18 protein-coding genes and 1 tRNA gene are annotated in these 17847 nt (G+C 70.1%); 6 read left to right on the forward strand and 13 right to left on the reverse strand.

What is annotated here, in order from left to right:
* Positions 1 to 56 precede the first annotated feature (56 nt).
* The 4 genes from OG959_RS25270 (at position 57) to OG959_RS25285 (ending at position 3898) form a co-directional block, all read left to right on the forward strand.
* Positions 57 to 389 carry a helix-turn-helix domain-containing protein gene (locus tag OG959_RS25270; protein ID WP_326661990.1) on the forward strand — a complete coding sequence of 111 codons (333 nt, stop codon included), beginning with the start codon at positions 57 to 59 and terminating at the stop codon, positions 387 to 389.
* Positions 390 to 1591: 1202 nt separating this feature from the next.
* Positions 1592 to 2137, forward strand: a complete 546-nt coding sequence (locus tag OG959_RS25275) for a hypothetical protein (protein ID WP_326661992.1) — start codon at positions 1592 to 1594, stop codon at positions 2135 to 2137.
* Positions 2138 to 2340: 203 nt separating this feature from the next.
* Positions 2341 to 2931, forward strand: a complete 591-nt coding sequence (locus OG959_RS25280) for a winged helix-turn-helix domain-containing protein (RefSeq protein WP_326661993.1) — start codon at positions 2341 to 2343, stop codon at positions 2929 to 2931.
* The gene (locus OG959_RS25285; RefSeq protein ID WP_326661994.1) at positions 2915 to 3898 is read left to right on the forward strand and encodes an MBL fold metallo-hydrolase; all 984 of its coding nucleotides are present in this window, start codon (positions 2915 to 2917) and stop codon (positions 3896 to 3898) included. The genes OG959_RS25280 and OG959_RS25285 overlap by 17 nt, the downstream gene beginning before the upstream one ends.
* A gap of 4 nt (positions 3899 to 3902) precedes the next feature.
* Here OG959_RS25285 and OG959_RS25290 read toward each other — a convergent pair whose 3' ends face one another.
* From OG959_RS25290 to OG959_RS25310, 5 genes are all read right to left on the reverse strand, one after another.
* The gene (locus OG959_RS25290; RefSeq protein ID WP_326661996.1) at positions 3903 to 5453 is read right to left on the reverse strand and encodes an FMN-binding glutamate synthase family protein; all 1551 of its coding nucleotides are present in this window, start codon (positions 5451 to 5453) and stop codon (positions 3903 to 3905) included.
* A gap of 135 nt (positions 5454 to 5588) precedes the next feature.
* Positions 5589 to 5661 (reverse strand) — tRNA-His (locus OG959_RS25295).
* Between the two features lie 126 nt (positions 5662 to 5787).
* The gene (gene orn, locus OG959_RS25300) at positions 5788 to 6390 is read right to left on the reverse strand and encodes an oligoribonuclease (RefSeq protein WP_148018804.1); all 603 of its coding nucleotides are present in this window, start codon (positions 6388 to 6390) and stop codon (positions 5788 to 5790) included.
* A gap of 10 nt (positions 6391 to 6400) precedes the next feature.
* Positions 6401 to 7648: a helix-turn-helix domain-containing protein gene (locus tag OG959_RS25305; RefSeq protein WP_326661999.1), complete on the reverse strand. Its 1248-nt coding sequence runs from the start codon at positions 7646 to 7648 to the stop codon at positions 6401 to 6403.
* A gap of 391 nt (positions 7649 to 8039) precedes the next feature.
* Complete coding sequence (locus tag OG959_RS25310) at positions 8040 to 8333, reverse strand: hypothetical protein (protein ID WP_326662000.1); 294 nt, start codon at positions 8331 to 8333, stop codon at positions 8040 to 8042.
* A gap of 377 nt (positions 8334 to 8710) precedes the next feature.
* On the opposite strand from OG959_RS25310, the gene OG959_RS25315 reads away from it, so the two are divergent.
* Entirely contained in the window at positions 8711 to 9232 is a 522-nt protein-coding gene (locus tag OG959_RS25315) for a universal stress protein (RefSeq protein WP_326662001.1), read from the forward strand.
* A gap of 580 nt (positions 9233 to 9812) precedes the next feature.
* Here OG959_RS25315 and glmS read toward each other — a convergent pair.
* Both glmS and OG959_RS25325 read right to left on the reverse strand, forming a co-directional pair.
* A complete protein-coding gene (gene glmS, locus OG959_RS25320) occupies positions 9813 to 11642 on the reverse strand; it encodes a glutamine--fructose-6-phosphate transaminase (isomerizing) (protein WP_326662003.1) in 1830 nt (609 codons plus the stop codon).
* Between the two features lie 109 nt (positions 11643 to 11751).
* A complete protein-coding gene (locus tag OG959_RS25325; protein ID WP_148018800.1) occupies positions 11752 to 12027 on the reverse strand; it encodes a hypothetical protein in 276 nt (91 codons plus the stop codon).
* A 330-nt stretch (positions 12028 to 12357) separates the two neighbouring features.
* Between OG959_RS25325 and OG959_RS25330 the strand changes: the two genes are divergently transcribed.
* On the forward strand, positions 12358 to 14019 hold the full coding sequence (locus tag OG959_RS25330) for a beta-N-acetylhexosaminidase (protein WP_326662005.1): 1662 nt from the start codon (positions 12358 to 12360) through the stop codon (positions 14017 to 14019).
* Here the strand turns inward: OG959_RS25330 and OG959_RS25335 are convergent.
* From OG959_RS25335 to OG959_RS25360, 6 genes are all read right to left on the reverse strand, one after another.
* Entirely contained in the window at positions 13946 to 14920 is a 975-nt protein-coding gene (locus OG959_RS25335) for a siderophore-interacting protein (protein WP_326662007.1), read from the reverse strand. The two genes, OG959_RS25330 and OG959_RS25335, sit on opposite strands and share 74 nt — an antisense overlap.
* A gap of 2 nt (positions 14921 to 14922) precedes the next feature.
* Complete coding sequence (locus tag OG959_RS25340; RefSeq protein WP_442805619.1) at positions 14923 to 15954, reverse strand: ABC transporter substrate-binding protein; 1032 nt, start codon at positions 15952 to 15954, stop codon at positions 14923 to 14925.
* Positions 15955 to 16065: 111 nt separating this feature from the next.
* Positions 16066 to 16425: a hypothetical protein gene (locus tag OG959_RS25345; protein ID WP_326662009.1), complete on the reverse strand. Its 360-nt coding sequence runs from the start codon at positions 16423 to 16425 to the stop codon at positions 16066 to 16068.
* The gene (locus tag OG959_RS38735; protein ID WP_442805620.1) at positions 16422 to 16724 is read right to left on the reverse strand and encodes a hypothetical protein; all 303 of its coding nucleotides are present in this window, start codon (positions 16722 to 16724) and stop codon (positions 16422 to 16424) included. Before OG959_RS38735 ends, OG959_RS25345 begins: the two co-directional genes overlap by 4 nt.
* A gap of 119 nt (positions 16725 to 16843) precedes the next feature.
* Complete coding sequence (locus OG959_RS25355; RefSeq protein ID WP_326662013.1) at positions 16844 to 17062, reverse strand: type II toxin-antitoxin system VapB family antitoxin; 219 nt, start codon at positions 17060 to 17062, stop codon at positions 16844 to 16846.
* A 39-nt stretch (positions 17063 to 17101) separates the two neighbouring features.
* Positions 17102 to 17800 carry a GNAT family N-acetyltransferase gene (locus OG959_RS25360; protein ID WP_326662014.1) on the reverse strand — a complete coding sequence of 233 codons (699 nt, stop codon included), beginning with the start codon at positions 17798 to 17800 and terminating at the stop codon, positions 17102 to 17104.
* Between the last annotated feature and the right edge of the window lie 47 nt (positions 17801 to 17847).

The raw sequence follows: 17847 nt of genomic DNA on the forward strand, positions 1-17847 counted from the left end.
CGTATGGCATGGCATACGCTTGGTCAACCGGGACGCGCCCATGAAGGGATGCGGGCGTGACCGACGACGTGAGCAAAGTGGCGAAGCGGGTATTTGACGCCTTGTCGGAGCTGGAGGGAATCGAGGATCCGACCGAAAGGGCGGCAGCCATCAGTCAAGTCCTCGCGGACCACAGCGCGCGAGCGCCCCGTCTGCGGGAGATGCGCCGTGAAGCAGTTCTCGCGTTGCGTGCCGAGAAGGTGTCCTACCGAAAGATCGCCGCTCGGCTGGGGGTCTCGCTCGGCACGGTGCAGGACATCGAGCGAGGTCACGGCGGGGCGTGGGGGACGAAGGCACGCAAAAAGGCTGTCACCGAGGGTTCAGTCGGCGACGAGTCCCCGGCGCAGTAGGAAGACGGCCGAGCGGTCTTGACCACCGCCCGGCCGAAGCGCACAAGATCCCTGAGAGAGAAAGGCGCTCCGATGAGCGTATCGAACATGCCCGCTTACGGTGACCGTCGGATCGTCACCCCGCTGATCGGTGAACCGACTCCCAGCTGCGAGAGGGATTCGTCGCGGATCGCTCGGCCATCGCCCACGCGGTGACCACTCCTGCGCTATCGAATGAGGCCCCTCCCGCCCGGCCGGGCTCCCCTGGGCCCCGCCGATGCTGCGGTCAGGGCGGCCCTCGTAGCGCAAGTCTGCTGATCGCTCCCCGCTGACTCTGCGGCCCGCGCGGCCGCCCCCTCACCCCACGGACTGTGATGCGCCACCCCACCGGCGCGGCTTCGTGCTGCGCTTCTCCGGCCTGCCCGGACCCGGCATGGACCCCCGTACCCCGCGCTCTCCAGGAACTTGAGGCCACGGCGTCCCGGCATGCGCAGCCGCGGGTGTGGCTGCGTGCTGTGGAGTGGCTCGTCGAGGCGCGCCTGCACCGAGGGGCAGGGGCGACGACGCTGGTTGTCGCGCGGGATCTGGCCGGGCGGATGGATTACCGGCTGGGCTTCGTGCTGTACGACCTGGAGCGCACCGCTGTCCGGTGCGGGGTGTCGGTGGCGACGGTGAAGCGGCATGTCCGGGTCCTGCGAGAGCTGGGCGTGCTGGTGTGGCGGAGGCACGGATCGAAGCGGAACCTGCGGTTACCCGGCCGGTCGTACGCGGGTACGGCGACGATCTACGCGGCGACGATCCCGCCCGTGTACGACGAGGCGATGGGATACCGGCTGGAGGGGGTCGGGTACGGGGCGCGGGTGGTCGGGGTGACGGACCCGGGTCGGGCTCGTGCCGTGGACGCCTTCCGAACGGCAGGCCACCCTGTGGATAACTCGGATGTGGATAGGCCCAGTTCAGGCGGGCGTGCACCCCATTCTCCCGGGTCCCGCCACGACGTGCCCAAGGTTGATCCGAGTGGGAGGTTGAACTACACCTCGCGCGAGCGCGCGACGTCCGCGACCGCGTCAACTCCCCAGGGTCCGAGGGGCAGGGGTGGCGGGAGGGGCCCGGCGGCCGGGCGCGGTTGGAGAGACCGGAGCCCCAGGCCCTCGAAGAGCGGCAACCGCCCGCCGCCACGACACCCCCTCCAGGTCGCCAGGGACATCGCCCTCGCCCGGCAGGTGCGCCCGCTGGTTGCCTGGACGCAGCCGGAGGGGTTGCGCCGGTTGGCGTTCGCGCTGCGCCCGCTGATCGACCGTGGCCTCGGCGCCCACGACATCGCGGCCGAGTTGCACGGCCTCGCCCTCGACTGGAGGCCGGCCCGTCCGGCGGCGTACATCACGGCGGCCCTGAACCATGACGGGCGGACCGACGGGCCCGATCGGCGGGTGGTGCAGGGGCACGCCGTTGCGCCCCCGTCGGCGGCGTTCTCCCGGGCTGTTGCGGACGTACGGGAATCGTCGGCCGAGGCGGCTGAGGTCGTCGCCCTGGCGGGTGCTGACGGCCCGTCGCCGGGTGTCGACGGGCTGACGCGAGAAGAGGTCATCGAACTCCGCTCGGCCGCCGTTGCCGATCGGGGCCTGATCCTTGTCGCCCTTGAGAACCTCGGCGAGAGGGACACTCGCCGCCTGTACACGAACCGGCTCGTCGACCGGGTGCTGGCCGAGTGGGGTGGAGCGTCGTCTCCCGGCACGGGCACGGGCACGGGCGTGGGTGCGTGTACGTGAGGGCGGGTCGTGTGTCTCCTGAGCGGTCGGTCCCTCCGGATTCGGCAGTCGGTCGCCAGGTCCAGGGCTGCCGTCGGCCGATCGTTCAGGCTGCGTCCGGCAAGGAGTGACGGGCCACTGCGGGGCGCGCCACGGCGATGCGCCGATCGCGAGATACCAAAGAACCCTTTGGCATCAGTGAATCCCAAAGTATTCTTTGGGATATGAGGATCAGTGACCCGAAGGCAATCAGGGCGTTGGCCCACCCGCTCCGGCTCGATCTGCTGGAGCTACTGACCGCGGCTGGGCCCGCGACAGCCGCCCACTGCGGCCGGGTGTTGGAGGTCTCGCAGGCCAGCTGCTCTTTCCATCTGCGCCAACTCGCCAAGTACGGCTTCGTGGAGGATGCCGGTCCGGGCCGCGACCGGCGGGAACGGGCCTGGCAGGTGCCCGACCCGAGGCGGGAGATGCGGATCGCTGCCGATGACAGTCCGGACGTCGGGCCGGCGCTGGAGCGGATCGTCGTCGAACGGGAGGCCCAGGCAATCCTCGACCACGTGGGACGCCGGGACGCCGGGAGTGTGAGCTGGCGGCAGAAGGCAGGCGTCATGGTCACGGCGGTGGCCCTGCTCTCCGCCGACGAGGCCGCCGAGCTCAGAGAACAGTGGAAGGCCCTTCTCGCGCCGTACGTCGCGCGGACCGAGAAGGACAGTGCGGACCGTTTGCCCGGGCAGCGTCACGTCCGGTACTTCATGGCGGCCACGCCGCTACCAGCATTCGAATCGGGGGACAGTGAGCATGAATCGGAGCACTGACGGATTGATCGACTTCACCTCCGGGACACCGGCCAAGGGATCCCTCGATGTCGCCTGGATCCACGGCACGGCGGACGAACCAAGGATCCAAGTCCATCACTACGACGAGCACACGGTGATCCTCCGCCAGAGCAAGCGGACCAACTACGAGGCCCCGTTTCTCTTCCTGTTGTTCGGCAACGAACGCGCCCTGCTCTTGGACACCGGTGCCACCGCCGACCCGGAACTGTTCCCGCTGCGCACGACCGTCGACCGGCTGATCACCGAGTGGCTGGACGGGCATCCGCGCGAACGGTACGGCCTGGTAGTCGCGCACACCCATGGGCATGGCGATCACGTGGCCGCCGACGCCCAGTTCGCCGACCGTCCCGAGACCACCGTGGTCGCCCGGGAGGAGGAGGCTGTCCGCTCCTTCTTCGGCTTCGGAGACCGCTGGCCGACCGGGGCCGTCACCTTCGACCTCGGCGGGCGGGCACTGGGCGTCCTCGGTTCGCCCGGCCACCACAGGAGCGCCATCACCGTCCACGACCCGTGGACCGGCATCATGTTCACCGGCGACACGGTCCTGCCCGGCCGGTTGTACGCATTCGACTTCACCGCTTTCCGCGCCACTCTGGCCCGCCTGGTCGTCTTCGCCGAGGCGCACACGGTGGTCCACGTGCTCGGCTGCCACATCGAGATGACGAGCGAGCCGGGCCGCGACTACCCCCTCGGCGCCACCTACCAGCCCGACGAGCGCGCGCTCCAGCTCACCGCGGCTGATCTCGCGGCCGTCCGGGATGCCGCCGAGGCCGTTGCCGGCCGGCGCGGCATCCACCGCTTCGACGACTTCGTCCTCTACAACGAGCCCCGCCCGGTCGACCAGCTCCGTCTGATGGCCCGGGGCCTGGCCCACAAGCTCCGCTCGGCGCTTACCCGGCGCCGCCGGACGGGCGTGAGCCCCGGGTCAGGCACCGGCCACCGGTAACTCGTCACACGTCAGTACCGGCCTCACGGACAGGGGCAGGTTCGGTGGTGAGGAGCGCGGTGATCTCCTGGGCGAGCTCCGGGCCGAGCTCGCCCCAGCCGTCCTTGTAGCCGTAGACGCTCGCCAGGGTGCGGGCTTCGTAGTCGCCGTTCATGATCTCGATGTCGGCGGTCGTGATGAGTGCCGGGTGGGCGACGCCGACAGCGCCCGAGATCTTCAGCAGCTCCTTGCGCAGGGTGCGGAGGTAAACGGCGGCGCGCGTGGCCTTCGAGGGCGCGTCGACGCCGCGCACCAGCCACGGGTCCTGGGTGGCGATGCCGGTGGGGCACTTGTCGGTGTGGCATTTCTGCGCCTGGATGCAGCCGATGGACAGCATCGCCTCGCGGGCGACGTTGATCATGTCGACGCCCAAGGCGAACGCGACGACGGCGTTCTCCGGCAGGCCGAGCTTGCCGGAACCGATGAAGGTGATGTCGTCCGTCAGACCCCGCTCCGCGAACGCACCGTAGACGCGGGAGAAGCCCATCCGGAACGGCAGCGACACCGAGTCGGAGAAGATGAGAGGTGCCGCCCCGGTGCCGCCCTCGCCTCCGTCGACGGTCACGAAGTCGACCCCGCGATCACCCCGCGCCATCAGAGTGGCCAGCTCCTCCCAGAAGCTCATCTCCCCGACAGCGCTCTTGATCCCGACCGGCAGACCGGTAGTGGTGGCGAGCAGCTCGACGAAGTCGAGCATCGAGTCGACGTCGTGGAACGCGGTGTGCCGAGAAGGTGAGGCGCAGTCCTCGCCGACCGGGATGCCGCGGATCCCGGCGATCTCGGGGGTCACCTTCGCGCCCGGCAGCAGCCCACCGAGCCCCGGCTTCGCGCCCTGCGAGAGCTTGATCTCTATCGCCTTGACCGGGGCGCCCGCGACCACGTCCTTGAGCTTGTCGAGGCTGAAGGTGCCGTCCTCGTTGCGGCAGCCGAAGTACGACGTCCCGATCTGGAGGATGAGGTCCCCGCCGTTGCGGTGATACGGCGAGAGGCCGCCCTCGCCCGTGTTCTGCATCGCGCCGGCCAGCGCCGCGCCCTTGTTGAGCGCCGTGATGGCCGGGCCGGACAGCGATCCGAAGCTCATCGCCGAGATGTTCACGACGCTCGCAGGCCGGAACGCCTTGGCGCGCCCGCGCGGGCCGCCCAGCACCTTGGCCGAGGGCAGTGGGCTCTGCGGGTCGTGCAGATCGGGCAGCGCACCGGCGAACGTCCGCTGTTTCACGTACGCGTGCCCTTGCACATGCTCGACGTCCACGTCGGTTCCGAACCCGAAGTAGTTGTTCTCCTCCTTCGCCGACGCGTAGATCCAGGTGCGCTGGTCACGGCTGAACGGGCGCTCTTCCTCGTTGGACGTCACGACGTACTGCCGCAGCTCCGGCCCGATCGTCTCCAGCAGGTACCGGGCGTGTCCGACCACGGGGAAGTTCCTGAGCAGTGCGTGCTTCTTCTGGACGAGGTCGCGGGCAGCCACCAGGGCCAATGCCGCGGCGGCGGCCGCACCGATGCTCCGAGCGCGCATGAAACGTTCCTCTCGTCGACTGCTCGATACCCGACACCACCGCTGCGCGGCGGGCGGAGGGCGGACGCGGAGGGATACGCCCCGCACATGATGAAGGGCCGATCCGCTTGAGCGGATCGGCCCTTCATCATTCAGGGTGAGTAACGGGACTCGAACCCGCGACATCCTGGACCACAACCAGGTGCTCTACCGTCTGAGCTATACCCACCATGTCCGGGCGTTTCCGACCGGCCGAGAAAAAGTGTACAGGGTCCGAGAGGGTGCTCGCGCCCCCGTTTCCCCGCCGCTGATCCCGGCCCCGGAAAGGGCCGTGACCAGCGGCTTCAGGAAGGACCTAGGCCGAGGGCTGCGACAGGCGCGCAGCGATCGACTTCGCACGCTCCGAGTCGGGGCCCGGCTGCGGGACGAAGACCGCCTCGCGGTAGTACCGCATCTCCGTGATCGAGTCGCGGATGTCGGCGAGCGCCCGATGGTTGCCGTTCTTGGGCGGACTGTTGAAGTACGCCCTCGGGTACCAGCGGCGGGCCAGCTCCTTGACCGAGGAGACATCGACGATCCGGTAGTGGAGGTAGCCCTCCAGCGACGGCATGTCCCGCGACAGGAAGCCGCGGTCCGTGCCGACCGTGTTCCCGCAGAGCGGGGCCTTGCCGGGCTCCTTCACATGCTCGCGGATGTAGGCCAGGACCCGTTCCTCGGCGTCGGCCAGGGTGGTGCCCGCGGCCAGCTCGTCGAGGAGGCCCGAGGCGGTGTGCATCTGCCGCACCACCTCGGGCATGGTCTCCAGCGCCGCGTCCGGCGGGCGGATCACGATGTCCACCCCTTCGCCGAGCACGTTCAACTCCGAGTCGGTGACCAGTGCGGCCACCTCGATGAGTGCGTCTTCCGTCAACGAGAGCCCGGTCATCTCGCAGTCGATCCACACCATGCGGTCGTTCATGCGCCCCACCCTACGGGGCGCTCCGCTGTCCCGGCAGGGCCGGGCGGCCCGCGGCGTACGCCTCGGAGCCCGGTTTCCCGTGCTCCCCGCGCCCCGCGTCCGCGACGGCCGTGGACGGACCCGACGGACCGGCCGTGGACGGACCCGCCTGGGCCGGCAGCGGGGCGCGACGGCTCACGGCGCTGCCCTGGGAGGGCACCACCGATTCGGCTGCCGTGACGACCTGCTCCGGACCGCCGCCCTGCGGACGACGGGCCCGGTACGCGGCCCGGTACGCGGCGGGGGAGGACCCCAGCTGGCGCCGGAAGTGTCCGCGCAGCGCGACCGGCGAGCGGAAGCCGCAGCGGCCCGCGACCTCGTCGACCGAGTAGTCGGACGTCTCCAGCAGCCGCTGCGCCTGCAGCACCCGCTGGGTGATCAGCCACTGGAGCGGTGCGCTGCCCGTGAGTGAGCGGAACCTCCGGTCGAAGGTCCGTCTGCTCATATAGGCGCGCGCGGCCAGCGTCTCCACGTCGAACTGCTCGTGCAGATGCTCCAGCGCCCAGGCCACGACCTCCGCGAGCGGGTCGGAGCCGATTTCCTCCGGTAAAGATCTGTCGAGGTAGCGCTCCTGGCCGCCACTGCGCCGCGGTGGCACGACGAGCCGGCGGGCCAGTGCCCCGGCGGCCTCCGTGCCGTGGTCCGAGCGGACTATGTGGAGACAGAGGTCGATCCCGGCCGCCGTACCGGCGGAGGTGAGCACATCGCCGTCGTCGACGAAGAGCTCGCGCGGATCGACGTGCACCGACGGGTAGCGCTTGGCCAGCGTCGGCGCGTACATCCAGTGCGTGGTGGCCGGCCGGCCGTCCAGCAGACCGGCGGCGGCGAGCACGAAGGCTCCCGTGCACAGCCCCACGATGCGTGCGCCCTCTTCGTGGGCGCGGCGCAGTGCGTCGAGCGCCTCCACGGGCGGCGGTGAGGTGATCGAGCGCCAGGCGGGCACCACGACGGTGCCTGCCCTGCTGATCGCCTCCAGCCCGTAGGGCGCGGTCAGTTCGAGTCCCCCCGTGGTGCGCAGCGGTCCCTCTTCGCCGCTGCACACGAGCAACCGATAACGCGGAACTCCCGCGTCCTGGCGGTCGATCCCGAACACCGAGAGCGGAATGGAGCTCTCGAAGATGGGGCCACCGCTGAACAGCAGCACGGCGACGACCTCACGGCGTCGACGCCCGCTCAGCTTCCGTACAGCCTCCGTTGCGGTGGCGGAGTCCTGGCTCATGACGCTAAGCCCCCCTCGGTGTTCGCGTCTTCCTGGTCCTTACGGGCCTGTCGCACCTGCACATGTCCCCTCGGTCGTGCACGAGTCCCCAGCCTTCGACACCCAAGATCGAATCTACTGCGTCCCGTGGTGCCGTCGTGACAAGTTCACCAACCGGCTTTATGTCGACAAGGCAACCTGGCGGGAAGCATTCGATCACGAAGCGTTTCACTCGTGAGTCGTGCAGGGAAGTGCGCCTGGCGTTCATGGCCCGTCCCCATGGGGTGGAAGCGTACCGCTTGGTCTCTTCCTGCCTGCTGGCAAGGGGGTTGATCGGCCATTTCGACAAGGATTCGACTGAGTCCTGAAGTTGGCTGAAAATATACGGTCGCGTGTGCGGAAATCAGTCGTTCTACCGGCGCACGACCCGCGGAGTGCGCTCACTCCTGTGCGCCCCCTCGGTCGGGCGGAGGGCCGGACCGGACCCTTCGCGGGCGGCCGTCCGGGCGGACCGGCGGAGCAGGACCCGGCAGGCCACGGTGATCGCGGCCAGGCCGAGGGCGACGGCCGCGGCGCCGCCGGCGGAGTCGCCGTGGGCCAGGAGGACGGCCGGTACCAGCGGGCAGCCGAACACCGCCCAGCGGACCACATCGGTCGCCGGCTGCGCGGCGGGTTCCGGATGCGTGGGCGGGACGGGTGCGGGCACGTGATGCTCCCCGGGGGTTCGGTCGGCGTTCCGGTCGGTACGGAATGCCGGCGGACCCCCGCGGCAGGCCTGCGGGGGCATGGACACGTGGCTAACGGACCGGGCACCACGCGGTCACCGGCCCGTCACCGATTGCGGCCGTCCGGGGCCCGCGACGTCGGTGTACCGCGCAACCGGCATTGCCATACAGGGCAGGTCTCGGGCATGCTCCGTGGAACGTCGCACGCGCTTTGCGCGGGTCTGGGCAGTGGAGGAGTGGCGCCGTACCCTTGGGGGTAAGGGGTTGGGAAGATGATTCCCGGACACCGCAACACCGCCCGCTGACGCAGCTTCCCCACGTCGCTCTCCTCACGAGGACTCTCTTCGCCGAGACACCGATGGCCGGTCACGAAATCCCCGAACCCGCGGACCGCAAGCAGGTAGCCGACCCCCGGTCGGACCAGCAGGCGGCCGAAGACGCACGCCACTCCTGCGATCCCGCCTTCCGGCACGGTGTCGTCGTCGGTTTCGACGGCTCGACCTCCAGTGAGCGGGCCCTCGCCTATGCCATCGGCATGGCCCGGAGGACGGGCTCCGGCCTGATCATCGTCCATGTCGCCAACCGGCTGCCGACCACGGTCTGGGCGGGCTGCGAGCCACCCGTCTTCGTGGACGTCCCCGATCACCGCACCGAGGTCCTCGGTCTGGAGCTCGCCTGCGCGGACTACCTCTCCGAGGTGCCGTGGGTGCTCGTCGAGCGCGGCGGGGACATCTGCCACGAGCTGGAGGAGGTCGGCCGGGAGTACTCGGCCGACGCGATCGTCGTCGGCTCCACACACGGGATCGTCGGCCGGATCTTCGGCTCGGTGGCGGGCCGGCTGGCGCGCCGCGCGCAGCGCCCGGTCGTCGTCATCCCGTAAGCCGTCTCGTGAGGCCGCTCGTACGGCCGTCCCGTGACCGTCCCGCAAGGCTGTCCCACGACGTTGCCCCGTGGACCGTCCCGTAGGCCCGGTTCCGGATGCCCGCAGTCGCCCTGGCTTCGGGGCCTGTTCCGCCCGTTCCCACGTCAGCCGGGAGCGGGTGGTCTGTTTTGGGTCCGCTGTGCGTCCGTCGTGATCCGACCTCGGTCAACCGCCGGTCTCTTTCCGTCCGGAGAGGGCCGACATGGCGTCAACTCGACTACGGAAACAGCGGAAAAAACGAAGCTACCGGTCCGTAGATGCCTATTGCGCGTGTGTGAAGGATGCATAAGCGTCACGGGGAACAGCACGATCGCATGCATCCGGGGTCGGCGGCGACCCTCTGTTCCGCCCGGATTTCGAAGAGGGTCCGCCGTGGCCCACGGCGTCGCTGCGGCAAACACCGGCGACCGCGCCCCGGCCGTCTCGCCCCGGGATTGCCGCTGTTGGCATGCGGGATCGCCCGCCCGCACGCGGGAGCGGCCCGGCACCCACAGGACGTGGGTGCCGGGCCGCTCGCGGCGCGTATGCGGGGACGTGGCTACTCCACCGTGACGGACTTCGCCAGGTTGCGCGGCTTGTCGATGTCCCGGCCCATGGCCAGCGCCGTGTGGTAGGCCAGGAGTTGCAGCGGGATGCCCATCAGGATCGGGTCCAGCTCGTTCTCGTTCTTCGGGACGATGATCGTGTGGTCGGCCTTCTCCTGCTCACGGTGGGCCACGGCGAGGATACGGCCGCTGCGGGCCTTGATCTCCTCCAGGGCCGCACGGTTCTTCTCCAGCAGGTCGTCGTCCGGGACGATCGCGACCGTGGGGAGCGCCGGCTCGATGAGCGCGAGCGGGCCGTGCTTCAGCTCCGAGGCGGGGTAGGCCTCGGCGTGGATGTACGAGATCTCCTTGAGCTTCAGGGAGGCCTCCAGTGCGACGGGGTAGCCCCGGACACGGCCGATGAACATCATCGACTGCGCGCCCGCGTACTCCTCGGCGAGCTTCTTGATCTCGCCCTCCGACTCGAGGATCTGACCGATCTGCTCGGGCAGCTTGCGCAGCCCCTCGATGATCCGCTTCCCGTCGGCGACCGACAGGTCGCGGATGCGGCCCAGGTGCAGGGCGAGCAGCGCGAAGGCGACCACGGTGTTGGTGAAGCACTTGGTGGAGACGACGCAGACCTCGGGGCCCGCGTGGACGTACATGCCGCCGTCGGCCTCGCGGGCGATCGCCGAGCCGACGACGTTCACGACGCCGAGGACCCGGGCGCCCTTGCGCTTGAGCTCCTGGACCGCGGCCAGCACGTCGTACGTCTCACCGGACTGGGAGACCGCGACGTACAGGGTGTCGGGGTCCACGACCGGGTTGCGGTAGCGGAACTCGGACGCGGGCTCGGCGTCCGCGGGGATGCGGGCCAGCTCCTCGATGAGGCCGGCGCCGATCATGCCCGCGTGGTACGAGGTGCCGCAGCCAAGGATCTTGATCCGGCGGACCCCGCGGGCCTCGCGGGCGTCCAGGTTCAGGCCGCCCAGGTGCACGGTGGAGAAGCGGTCGTCGATACGGCCGCGCAGCACGCGGTCCACGGCGTCGGCCTGCTCGGAGATCTCCTTGTGCATGTACGTGTCGTGGCCGCCCATGTCGTACGACTCGGCCTCCCACTCCACCGTGGTGGGCGTGGCCGTCGTGGTCGAGCCCTCGGTCGTGTACGTACGGAAGTCGTCGGCCTTGAGGGTGGCCATCTCGCCGTCGTCCAGGGTGACGATCTGGCGGGTGTGCGCGACCAGGGCCGCGACGTCGGAGGCGACGAACATCTCCTTCTCGCCGATGCCGAGCACGACCGGGGAGCCGTTGCGGGCGACGACGATGCGGTCGTTGAAGTCGGCGTGCATGACGGCGATGCCGTACGTGCCCTCGACGGACTTCAGCGCCTCGCGGACCTTCTCCTCCAGGGTGACGGCCTGGGAGCGGGCGATCAGATGGACCAGCACCTCGGTGTCGGTCTCGGAGAGGAAGACGATGCCGTCGGCGACGAGCTTGGCGCGGAGCTCGGAGGCATTGTCGATGATGCCGTTGTGGACGACGGCGACCTTGTTGTCGGCGTCCATGTGGGGGTGGGCGTTCTCGTCGCTCGGGGCGCCGTGCGTGGCCCAGCGGGTGTGGGCGATGCCGGTGGTGCCGGTGAAGCGCTTGGGTACCCGCGACTCCAGCTCACGGACGCGGCCCTTGGCCTTGACCATCTTCAGCGCGGCGGGCTTGCCGGCGGCCGGCTTCCCGGTGATGACGATGCCCGCGGAGTCGTAACCCCGGTACTCCAGCCGCTGCAGACCCTCCAGCAACAGCGGGGCCACATCACGCTTTCCGATATAACCGACGATTCCGCACATAGAGCCTCTGCCCTCCATCGACGTACAGGTACAAGCAAGTAAGTGGGTGCCCGGCCGCGGGTCCGGTCCGGTCCGGTCGGGTCCGCCGGTCCGGTCGGGTCCGCCGGTCTCAGCCGTAGACGATGCGGCGCAGCTGGCGGAGCGAGAGCTCCGGCGGCGCCACCGCCCGGTGCGGCAGCTCGGCCGAGATCCGTTCGAAGATCTCCGTGTTGACCAGGCCGCCGGACTGCAGCTCACGATGGCGGCGGCGGACGAAGACGTCGGTCGTCTCGTCGAAATAGGCCAGTACGTCGAGGATCACCCGGGCTGCCTCACCGCGTGGGAGCGCGGTGCTGCGTACCAGGTGGTCAATGAGGTCGTCATGCGACGAGCGGCGTTCGAGCACCCGTCGATATTGCTTCCGGCGGAGCTCCAGCGCAACAATCCTGCCCGATATCGGGCAGATATGCGGTCGAGTGGCGCTCGTTTTTCCGTTCTGGGTGATTCCGGAGCGTCTGCGGGCGACGCGTGTGCCCCGGAACGGCCGAGCGCGGAGCGGCTGTGGGGGCCGACGGGATGAATTCGGCCACACGCCCCGGACGGTCGGCCACGTTCATGTGCGGGCGACAAGGGGGAGTGGTCTACACCTTGACCATCCGTGAGGCAGGGGGTACGCATGGCGACGGTGCGAATGGTCAGGAGATCCAGGTGTGATCCAGCAGAAAGGGACCCGGCTGTGAGACTGCACACGACGCAGCGCAGTGCTCTTCCCCGTGCTCTACCCCGTCTTCTCGGCTCGCTGCTCCTCGTCACGGCGGCCGGAATCTCCGCCGCCTGCGCGACCCCCTCGGCATCTGCGGCGGGCGGCGGCTCCGCCGCGTCGGCGCCCCGTCCGCTGGGCCAGGTCGTGCCCGCCCCCGCCGAGGTGAGGCCGGGGGGGTCCCCGTACTCCATCACCGGCGCGACAAGGATCCGCGTCGACGGCTCGTCCGGCGAGGCCCGCAAGATCGGCGAGTACCTGGCGGGGGTGCTGCGCCCCTCCACCGGATACGCCCTGCCGGTCACCGAACGGGCGGGCTCCGACGGCATCCGGCTCCGGCTCGGCTCCCGCGACAGCGAACTGGGCGCCGAGGGCTACACGCTGACGGCGGGGCACGGCTCCGTCACCATCACCGCCCGGAAGCCCGCAGGGCTCTTCCACGGCGTCCAGACGCTGCGTCAGCTCCTGCCGGCCCAGGTCGAGAGCGACAGCCGCCAGAAGGGGCCCTGGAAGGTCGCGGGAGGCAGCATCACCGACACGCCGCGCTACGCCTACCGGGGCGCGATGCTCGACGTCTCGCGGCACTTCTTCTCCGTCGACGAGGTCAAGCGCTACATCGACCAGATCGCGCTGTACAAGATGAACACCTTCCACCTGCACCTCTCCGACGACCAGGGCTGGCGCATCGCCATCGACTCCTGGCCGAACCTGGCCACGTACGGCGGCTCCACGGAGGTCGGCGGCGGGCCCGGCGGCTACTACACCAAGAGCCAGTACAAGGAGATCGTGCGGTACGCGGCCTCCCGCTACATGGAACTGGTGCCGGAGATCGACATGCCCGGCCACACCAACGCCGCTCTCGCCTCGTACGCGGAGCTGAACTGCGACGGCATCGCGCCGCCGCTCTACACCGGGATCAAGGTCGGGTTCAGCTCGCTGTGCGCGGGCAAGGACGTCACGTACCGGTTCATCGACGACGTCATCGGGGAAGTGGCCGCGCTGACCCCCGGCCGGTACATCCACATCGGCGGTGACGAGGCGCACTCCACCAGCCACGAGGACTACGCCAAGATCATGGAGAGGGCGCAGGCCGCTGTCGGCAAGCACGGCAAGACCGTGATGGGCTGGCACCAGCTCACCGGCGCGACGCCGGTCAAGGGCGCGGTCGCCCAGTACTGGGGCTACGACAAGACGAGTGCCGCGGACCGGCAGCAGGTGGCGGACGCGGCGAAGAACGGCACCAAGCTCGTGCTGTCGCCGGCGGACCGGGTGTACCTCGACATGAAGTACAACGAGGACACCGTGCTGGGCCTGAAGTGGGCCGGTCTGGTCGAGGTGCAGCGCAGTTACGACTGGGACCCGGCGACCTACCTCGCCGACACCCCGGCGGACGCGGTGCTCGGGGTCGAGGCGCCGATCTGGGCCGAGACGCTGACCGACAGCGACGACATCGACGTGATGGCGTTCCCGCGGCTGCCCGGGGCTGCGGAGCTGGGCTGGTCCCCGGCCGAGACGCACGACTGGGACACGTACAAGGAGCGCCTCGCGGCGCTCGGGCCGCGGTTCACCGCGCTGGGGATCGACTACTACCGGTCGCCCCAGGTGCCGTGGCCGGCGGAGCCGGCTGCGGCTGGGTGAGCGGGGCCGTCCGGCGGCCGGGGGCGTGAGGCCCCCGGCCGCCGGACGGGCTTGAGGCGGCTTCCTCGCGGAGCTGTTCCTCGCTCAGGCCGCGGCGCCAGTAGCCGACGAACGTCACCCGCTTGCGGTCGATGCCGCGCTCGCGCACCAGGTGGCGTCGCAGTGTGCGTACCGAGGACGCCTCGCCCGCGATCCAGACGTACGGGTTTCCCTCGGGCAGTTCGGCCGCGCGCACGGCCTCCACGGCGTCCGGCGCGTCCTCGTCCCGCACCAGCCAGCTGATCCGGGCGTCGGCCGCGGTGTCGATCGCCAGGCGGTCCTCGGTGTGCGTGACCTCCAGCCAGACCCGCGCGCGCAGATGGGCCGGCAGCCACTCCAGGGCGGCCGTCGCGGCGGGCAGCGCCGTCTCGTCGGCCCAGATCAGCACCCAGTCGGTGTCCTCGGGCGGGCGGAAGCGGACGGCCGTGTTGTCCTCGACGGCCGGTCCGAGCGCCTTCAGCACGTCACCGGGGGAGGCGGCGGCGGCCCAGCGGCAGGCCGGACCGCCGTCCTCGTGGAGCGCGAAATCGATGTCGATCTCGGTGGCCGAACCGCCGCCGGTACGACGTTGTGCGCGGACCGTGTACGAGCGCAGCACCGCCCGCTCCTCGGCCGGAAGCGCTCGCCAGGGGCCGAACCAGTTGCCCTCGTTATCGACCGGAACGACTGGTTCCGGCTGTCCGGGGTGCGGCAGGAACAGCGACAGGCTCTGATCGCGGCCCCCGGAGGCGAACCCGTCGAGCCCCGGTCCGCCGAACGTGACCCGGAGCATGGACGGGCTCAGCCGCTCCGTGCGCAGGACGGTCAGGCCGAAGAGCCGGAAGGGGTCGACGGGCGGCGTGGCGGGCGCGGCGGTCGTCATGGTCAGGCGGTCTTCTTCGCGTCCTCGATGGCCTTCGCGAGGTCCTCGAGGATCGGCGCGCACTTGTCGTAGCTGTAGATCGGCTCGGTGGTGCGCGGGATGACCTGGCCGGCCTTGACCGCGGGCAGCTGCGCCCAGGTCGGCTTGGACGTGAGGGCGTCCGGCTGCAGGGCCGAGGAGCGGTTGTCCATCATGATGATGTCGGCCCCGTACTTGTCGACGTTCTCCCAGCTCAGGCTCTCGAAGAAGCCCGCCGCGTCCACCTTCGGCTCGACGAACTTCACGCCCAGCTCCTGGAAGTACAGGGTGTCGGCGGACATCTTGGCGAGCGAGACGTAGAAGAGGTCCTGGCTGGCCGAGCCGATCATGACCTTGAGGTTCGGCTTGGACTTCGCGGCGGCGCGCAGCCGGGCCGCGGCCTTCTCGAAGCGGGCCTTGGCGTCGGTGACCGTCTTGGCCTTGACGTCGGCGCCGAGCGAGGCGGCGAGGTCCTCGTGGCGCTGGATCGCCTTGGGGATCGTGGTCTGGGCGGCCCACAGGGCGACGCTCGGGGCGAGCTTGAGGATCTTGTCCTTGGACGCGTCCGGCACGTACCAGAGGGCGTCCTTCTCCCACATCGCGGTGACCAGCAGGTCCGGGCCGAGCGCGGCGTACTTCTCGACATTGAACTCGCCCCAGACGTTGCCGAGGATCTCGACCTTGCTGATGTCCAGGTCGCCGGCCTGCACGTCGGCCTTGCCGTTGGCGGCCTTCGTGGGGCCGAAGACGGCCTTGACCTCGACGCCGTAGTCGTGGAGCGCGGCGGCGACACCCGTGAAGGCGACGATGTTCTTCGGGACGGACTTGGCCTCGGCGGTCTGCCCGCGGTCGTCCTTGAAGCTCCACGGTCCGGCGTCGGCGCTCTTGGAGCCGGTGGAACCGGAGTCCTTGGAGTCGCTGTCACCACAGGCCGCCAGCACGGCGCCCAGGCCGACGGCGCCGCCCATGGCCAGCAGGCCGCGGCGGGTGGGACGGGACACTCGGGCAGTGCGCATGACGGGGTCCGCTTTCGTACGAGCCGGAGGCCGGCCGGTGACAAGTTCGAGCGAAGGTTAGCCTAACCTCACGAACTGTCGAGCCTGTGCCCCGGTCCCGTACCCCCGGGCTCACCAGACGATGACGCCGCCGTCCACGTCCCGGGCCCGTTCGGCGGCGGCCGTGATGTTGGCCAGCCGTGCCGCCACGTAGTCGTCGGCGTAGCCGCTGTGGGCGGCGAGCTCCGCGATGTGGTCGCGCAGCAGCCCGCACTCGGCGAGGAAGGCCGGGACGTCCTCCGGGTCCACGCAGAGGTTGGCGGTGGCCAGCTCCGGGAAGAACCGGGCCCCGAGCTCGCGCACCGGCCGCGAGCCCCACAGCTTGGTCCGGCTGCTCTCGAAACCGGCGAGGGTGAGGCCGTGCTCGGGGTCCTCCAGGAAGTGGTCCTTGCCGCTCCTGCCGCGGACGTAGGTGTGCACGAGGAGGGTCATGCGCCGGAGGCCCCGCCGTCCAGGGGCTGGAGCCGCACCGTCACGATGTCGGGGCAGACCTTGGCGATGGAGCCGAAGTCGTCATCCACGTGGAGCACGGCGAGCCGATGATGCCGCGCTGTCAGGGCGATCAGGATGTCGATGGGCGAGGGGCCCCGGTGGTGGCCGATCCGCACCAGCTCGCGCTGGACGTCGATGATCCTCGGCCAGGGGTCCTCGAGGGCCGGTACCCAGCCGAAGGTCTGGCCGAGCATCGTGAAGAAGGGTTCGTGATCGCGGTCCGCCCGAAGAGCCGGCATGAGTTCGGCCTCGACGGGTGGGCACAGGGATACGAGCCCCTGGGAAACGCGTTGCGGCCATGGGTCCCCGACCTGCTTGCGGAGCAGGCGCCAGACTGCGGACGTGTCGGCGAGGTACGTCACAGGCCGGACCGCTCCCGCTCTTCGAGGACGTCGAAGTCCAGGAACTGGTCCGCGTTGTCCTGCAGCCATCGCAGCGCTCGCGCGCGGTCGTCCGCGCTGACGGCTGCGGCTATCGTCAGCGCGCGGTTGATCGTCTCCCGCTTGGTGGACGTGCCGAGCTGCTGCTGGGCGAAGGCGAGCATCTGATCGTCGACGTCCACGAGGGTCTTGGACACGGGGGCCTCCCGGACGGCGGGTTGTATATATGGCTCGACTCAGTATATATCGCGTGGCGTGCCTTGCCAGACGCGCCGACTATCCCTGGGGGGCCCGCATACGCCGAACATCTCCCGGCAGCCGTCGAGCCCCTCGACCGTGACCTCGACCGAGCGTTGCTCCTCCCACCGCGCGCGCTCCAGGCGCAGCCGCTGGAGCGTGACCCGCTCGTCCCGCAGCGCCGCGACCGTCAGCCCGTCCGGGAGGTAGCCGAGCCGGCGCGAGACGCCCAGCGAGCGCGGGTTGTCGGTCATCGCGGACGAGACGGCCACACCGGCGCCCAGGCCGGCGAAGGCGAGGTGCAGGACGGCGGCCCGCATCTCGGTGCCGATGCCCCGGCCCTGGTGTGCCAGCCCCAGCCAGGAACCGGTGCTGACCTCCCCGGTCACCGCGAAGTTCTTCGCCGTCAGGTCCTGCCGTCCCACGACCCGGCCCTCGTGCACCACCGCGAGGCTCAACACCCATTCCCCGTCCGACCAGTTGGCGACCGTGCCCAGCACATGCTGGAACACCGCCCGGCCGCGCTCGGCGGGCGGGCAGTCGGTCCAGGGAACGGTGAAGGGCATCGCGTCCGGCGCGTGCACCCCGTCGGTGGCGACAGAGGCCAGCTCGTCCAGCAATTCCAGTGTCGGAAGGCGCAGTTCGAGGCGCGGGGTGCGGATGCGGAGGCCGTACAGGGGCCAGGCGTGAGGCTTCATGGGCCGACTCTGCCGGGGACGGCGGACGGCTGTCGAACGAGTTGCGG

Origin of the sequence: Streptomyces sp. NBC_00385, from assembly GCF_035917155.1 — a bacterium.
Lineage (GTDB): Bacteria > Actinomycetota > Actinomycetes > Streptomycetales > Streptomycetaceae > Streptomyces > Streptomyces poriferorum.

Excerpts from the sequence above, each read along its gene's own strand:
- glmS (WP_326662003.1), bottom strand. The coding sequence starts at position 11,642 with ATGTGCGGAATCGTCGGTTATATCGGAAAGCGTGATGTGGCCCCGCTG.
- orn (WP_148018804.1), bottom strand. The coding sequence starts at position 6,390 with ATGAACGACCGCATGGTGTGGATCGACTGCGAGATGACCGGGCTCTCG.
- OG959_RS38735 (WP_442805620.1), bottom strand. The coding sequence starts at position 16,724 with ATGCCGGCTCTTCGGGCGGACCGCGATCACGAACCCTTCTTCACGATG.
- OG959_RS25285 (WP_326661994.1), top strand. The coding sequence starts at position 2,915 with ATGAATCGGAGCACTGACGGATTGATCGACTTCACCTCCGGGACACCG.
- OG959_RS25340 (WP_442805619.1), bottom strand. The coding sequence starts at position 15,954 with ATGCGCACTGCCCGAGTGTCCCGTCCCACCCGCCGCGGCCTGCTGGCC.
- OG959_RS25345 (WP_326662009.1), bottom strand. The coding sequence starts at position 16,425 with ATGACCCTCCTCGTGCACACCTACGTCCGCGGCAGGAGCGGCAAGGAC.
- OG959_RS25315 (WP_326662001.1), top strand. The coding sequence starts at position 8,711 with ATGGCCGGTCACGAAATCCCCGAACCCGCGGACCGCAAGCAGGTAGCC.
- OG959_RS25290 (WP_326661996.1), bottom strand. The coding sequence starts at position 5,453 with ATGCGCGCTCGGAGCATCGGTGCGGCCGCCGCCGCGGCATTGGCCCTG.
- OG959_RS25335 (WP_326662007.1), bottom strand. The coding sequence starts at position 14,920 with ATGACGACCGCCGCGCCCGCCACGCCGCCCGTCGACCCCTTCCGGCTC.
- OG959_RS25360 (WP_326662014.1), bottom strand. The coding sequence starts at position 17,800 with ATGAAGCCTCACGCCTGGCCCCTGTACGGCCTCCGCATCCGCACCCCG.
- OG959_RS25305 (WP_326661999.1), bottom strand. The coding sequence starts at position 7,648 with ATGAGCCAGGACTCCGCCACCGCAACGGAGGCTGTACGGAAGCTGAGC.
- OG959_RS25280 (WP_326661993.1), top strand. The coding sequence starts at position 2,341 with ATGAGGATCAGTGACCCGAAGGCAATCAGGGCGTTGGCCCACCCGCTC.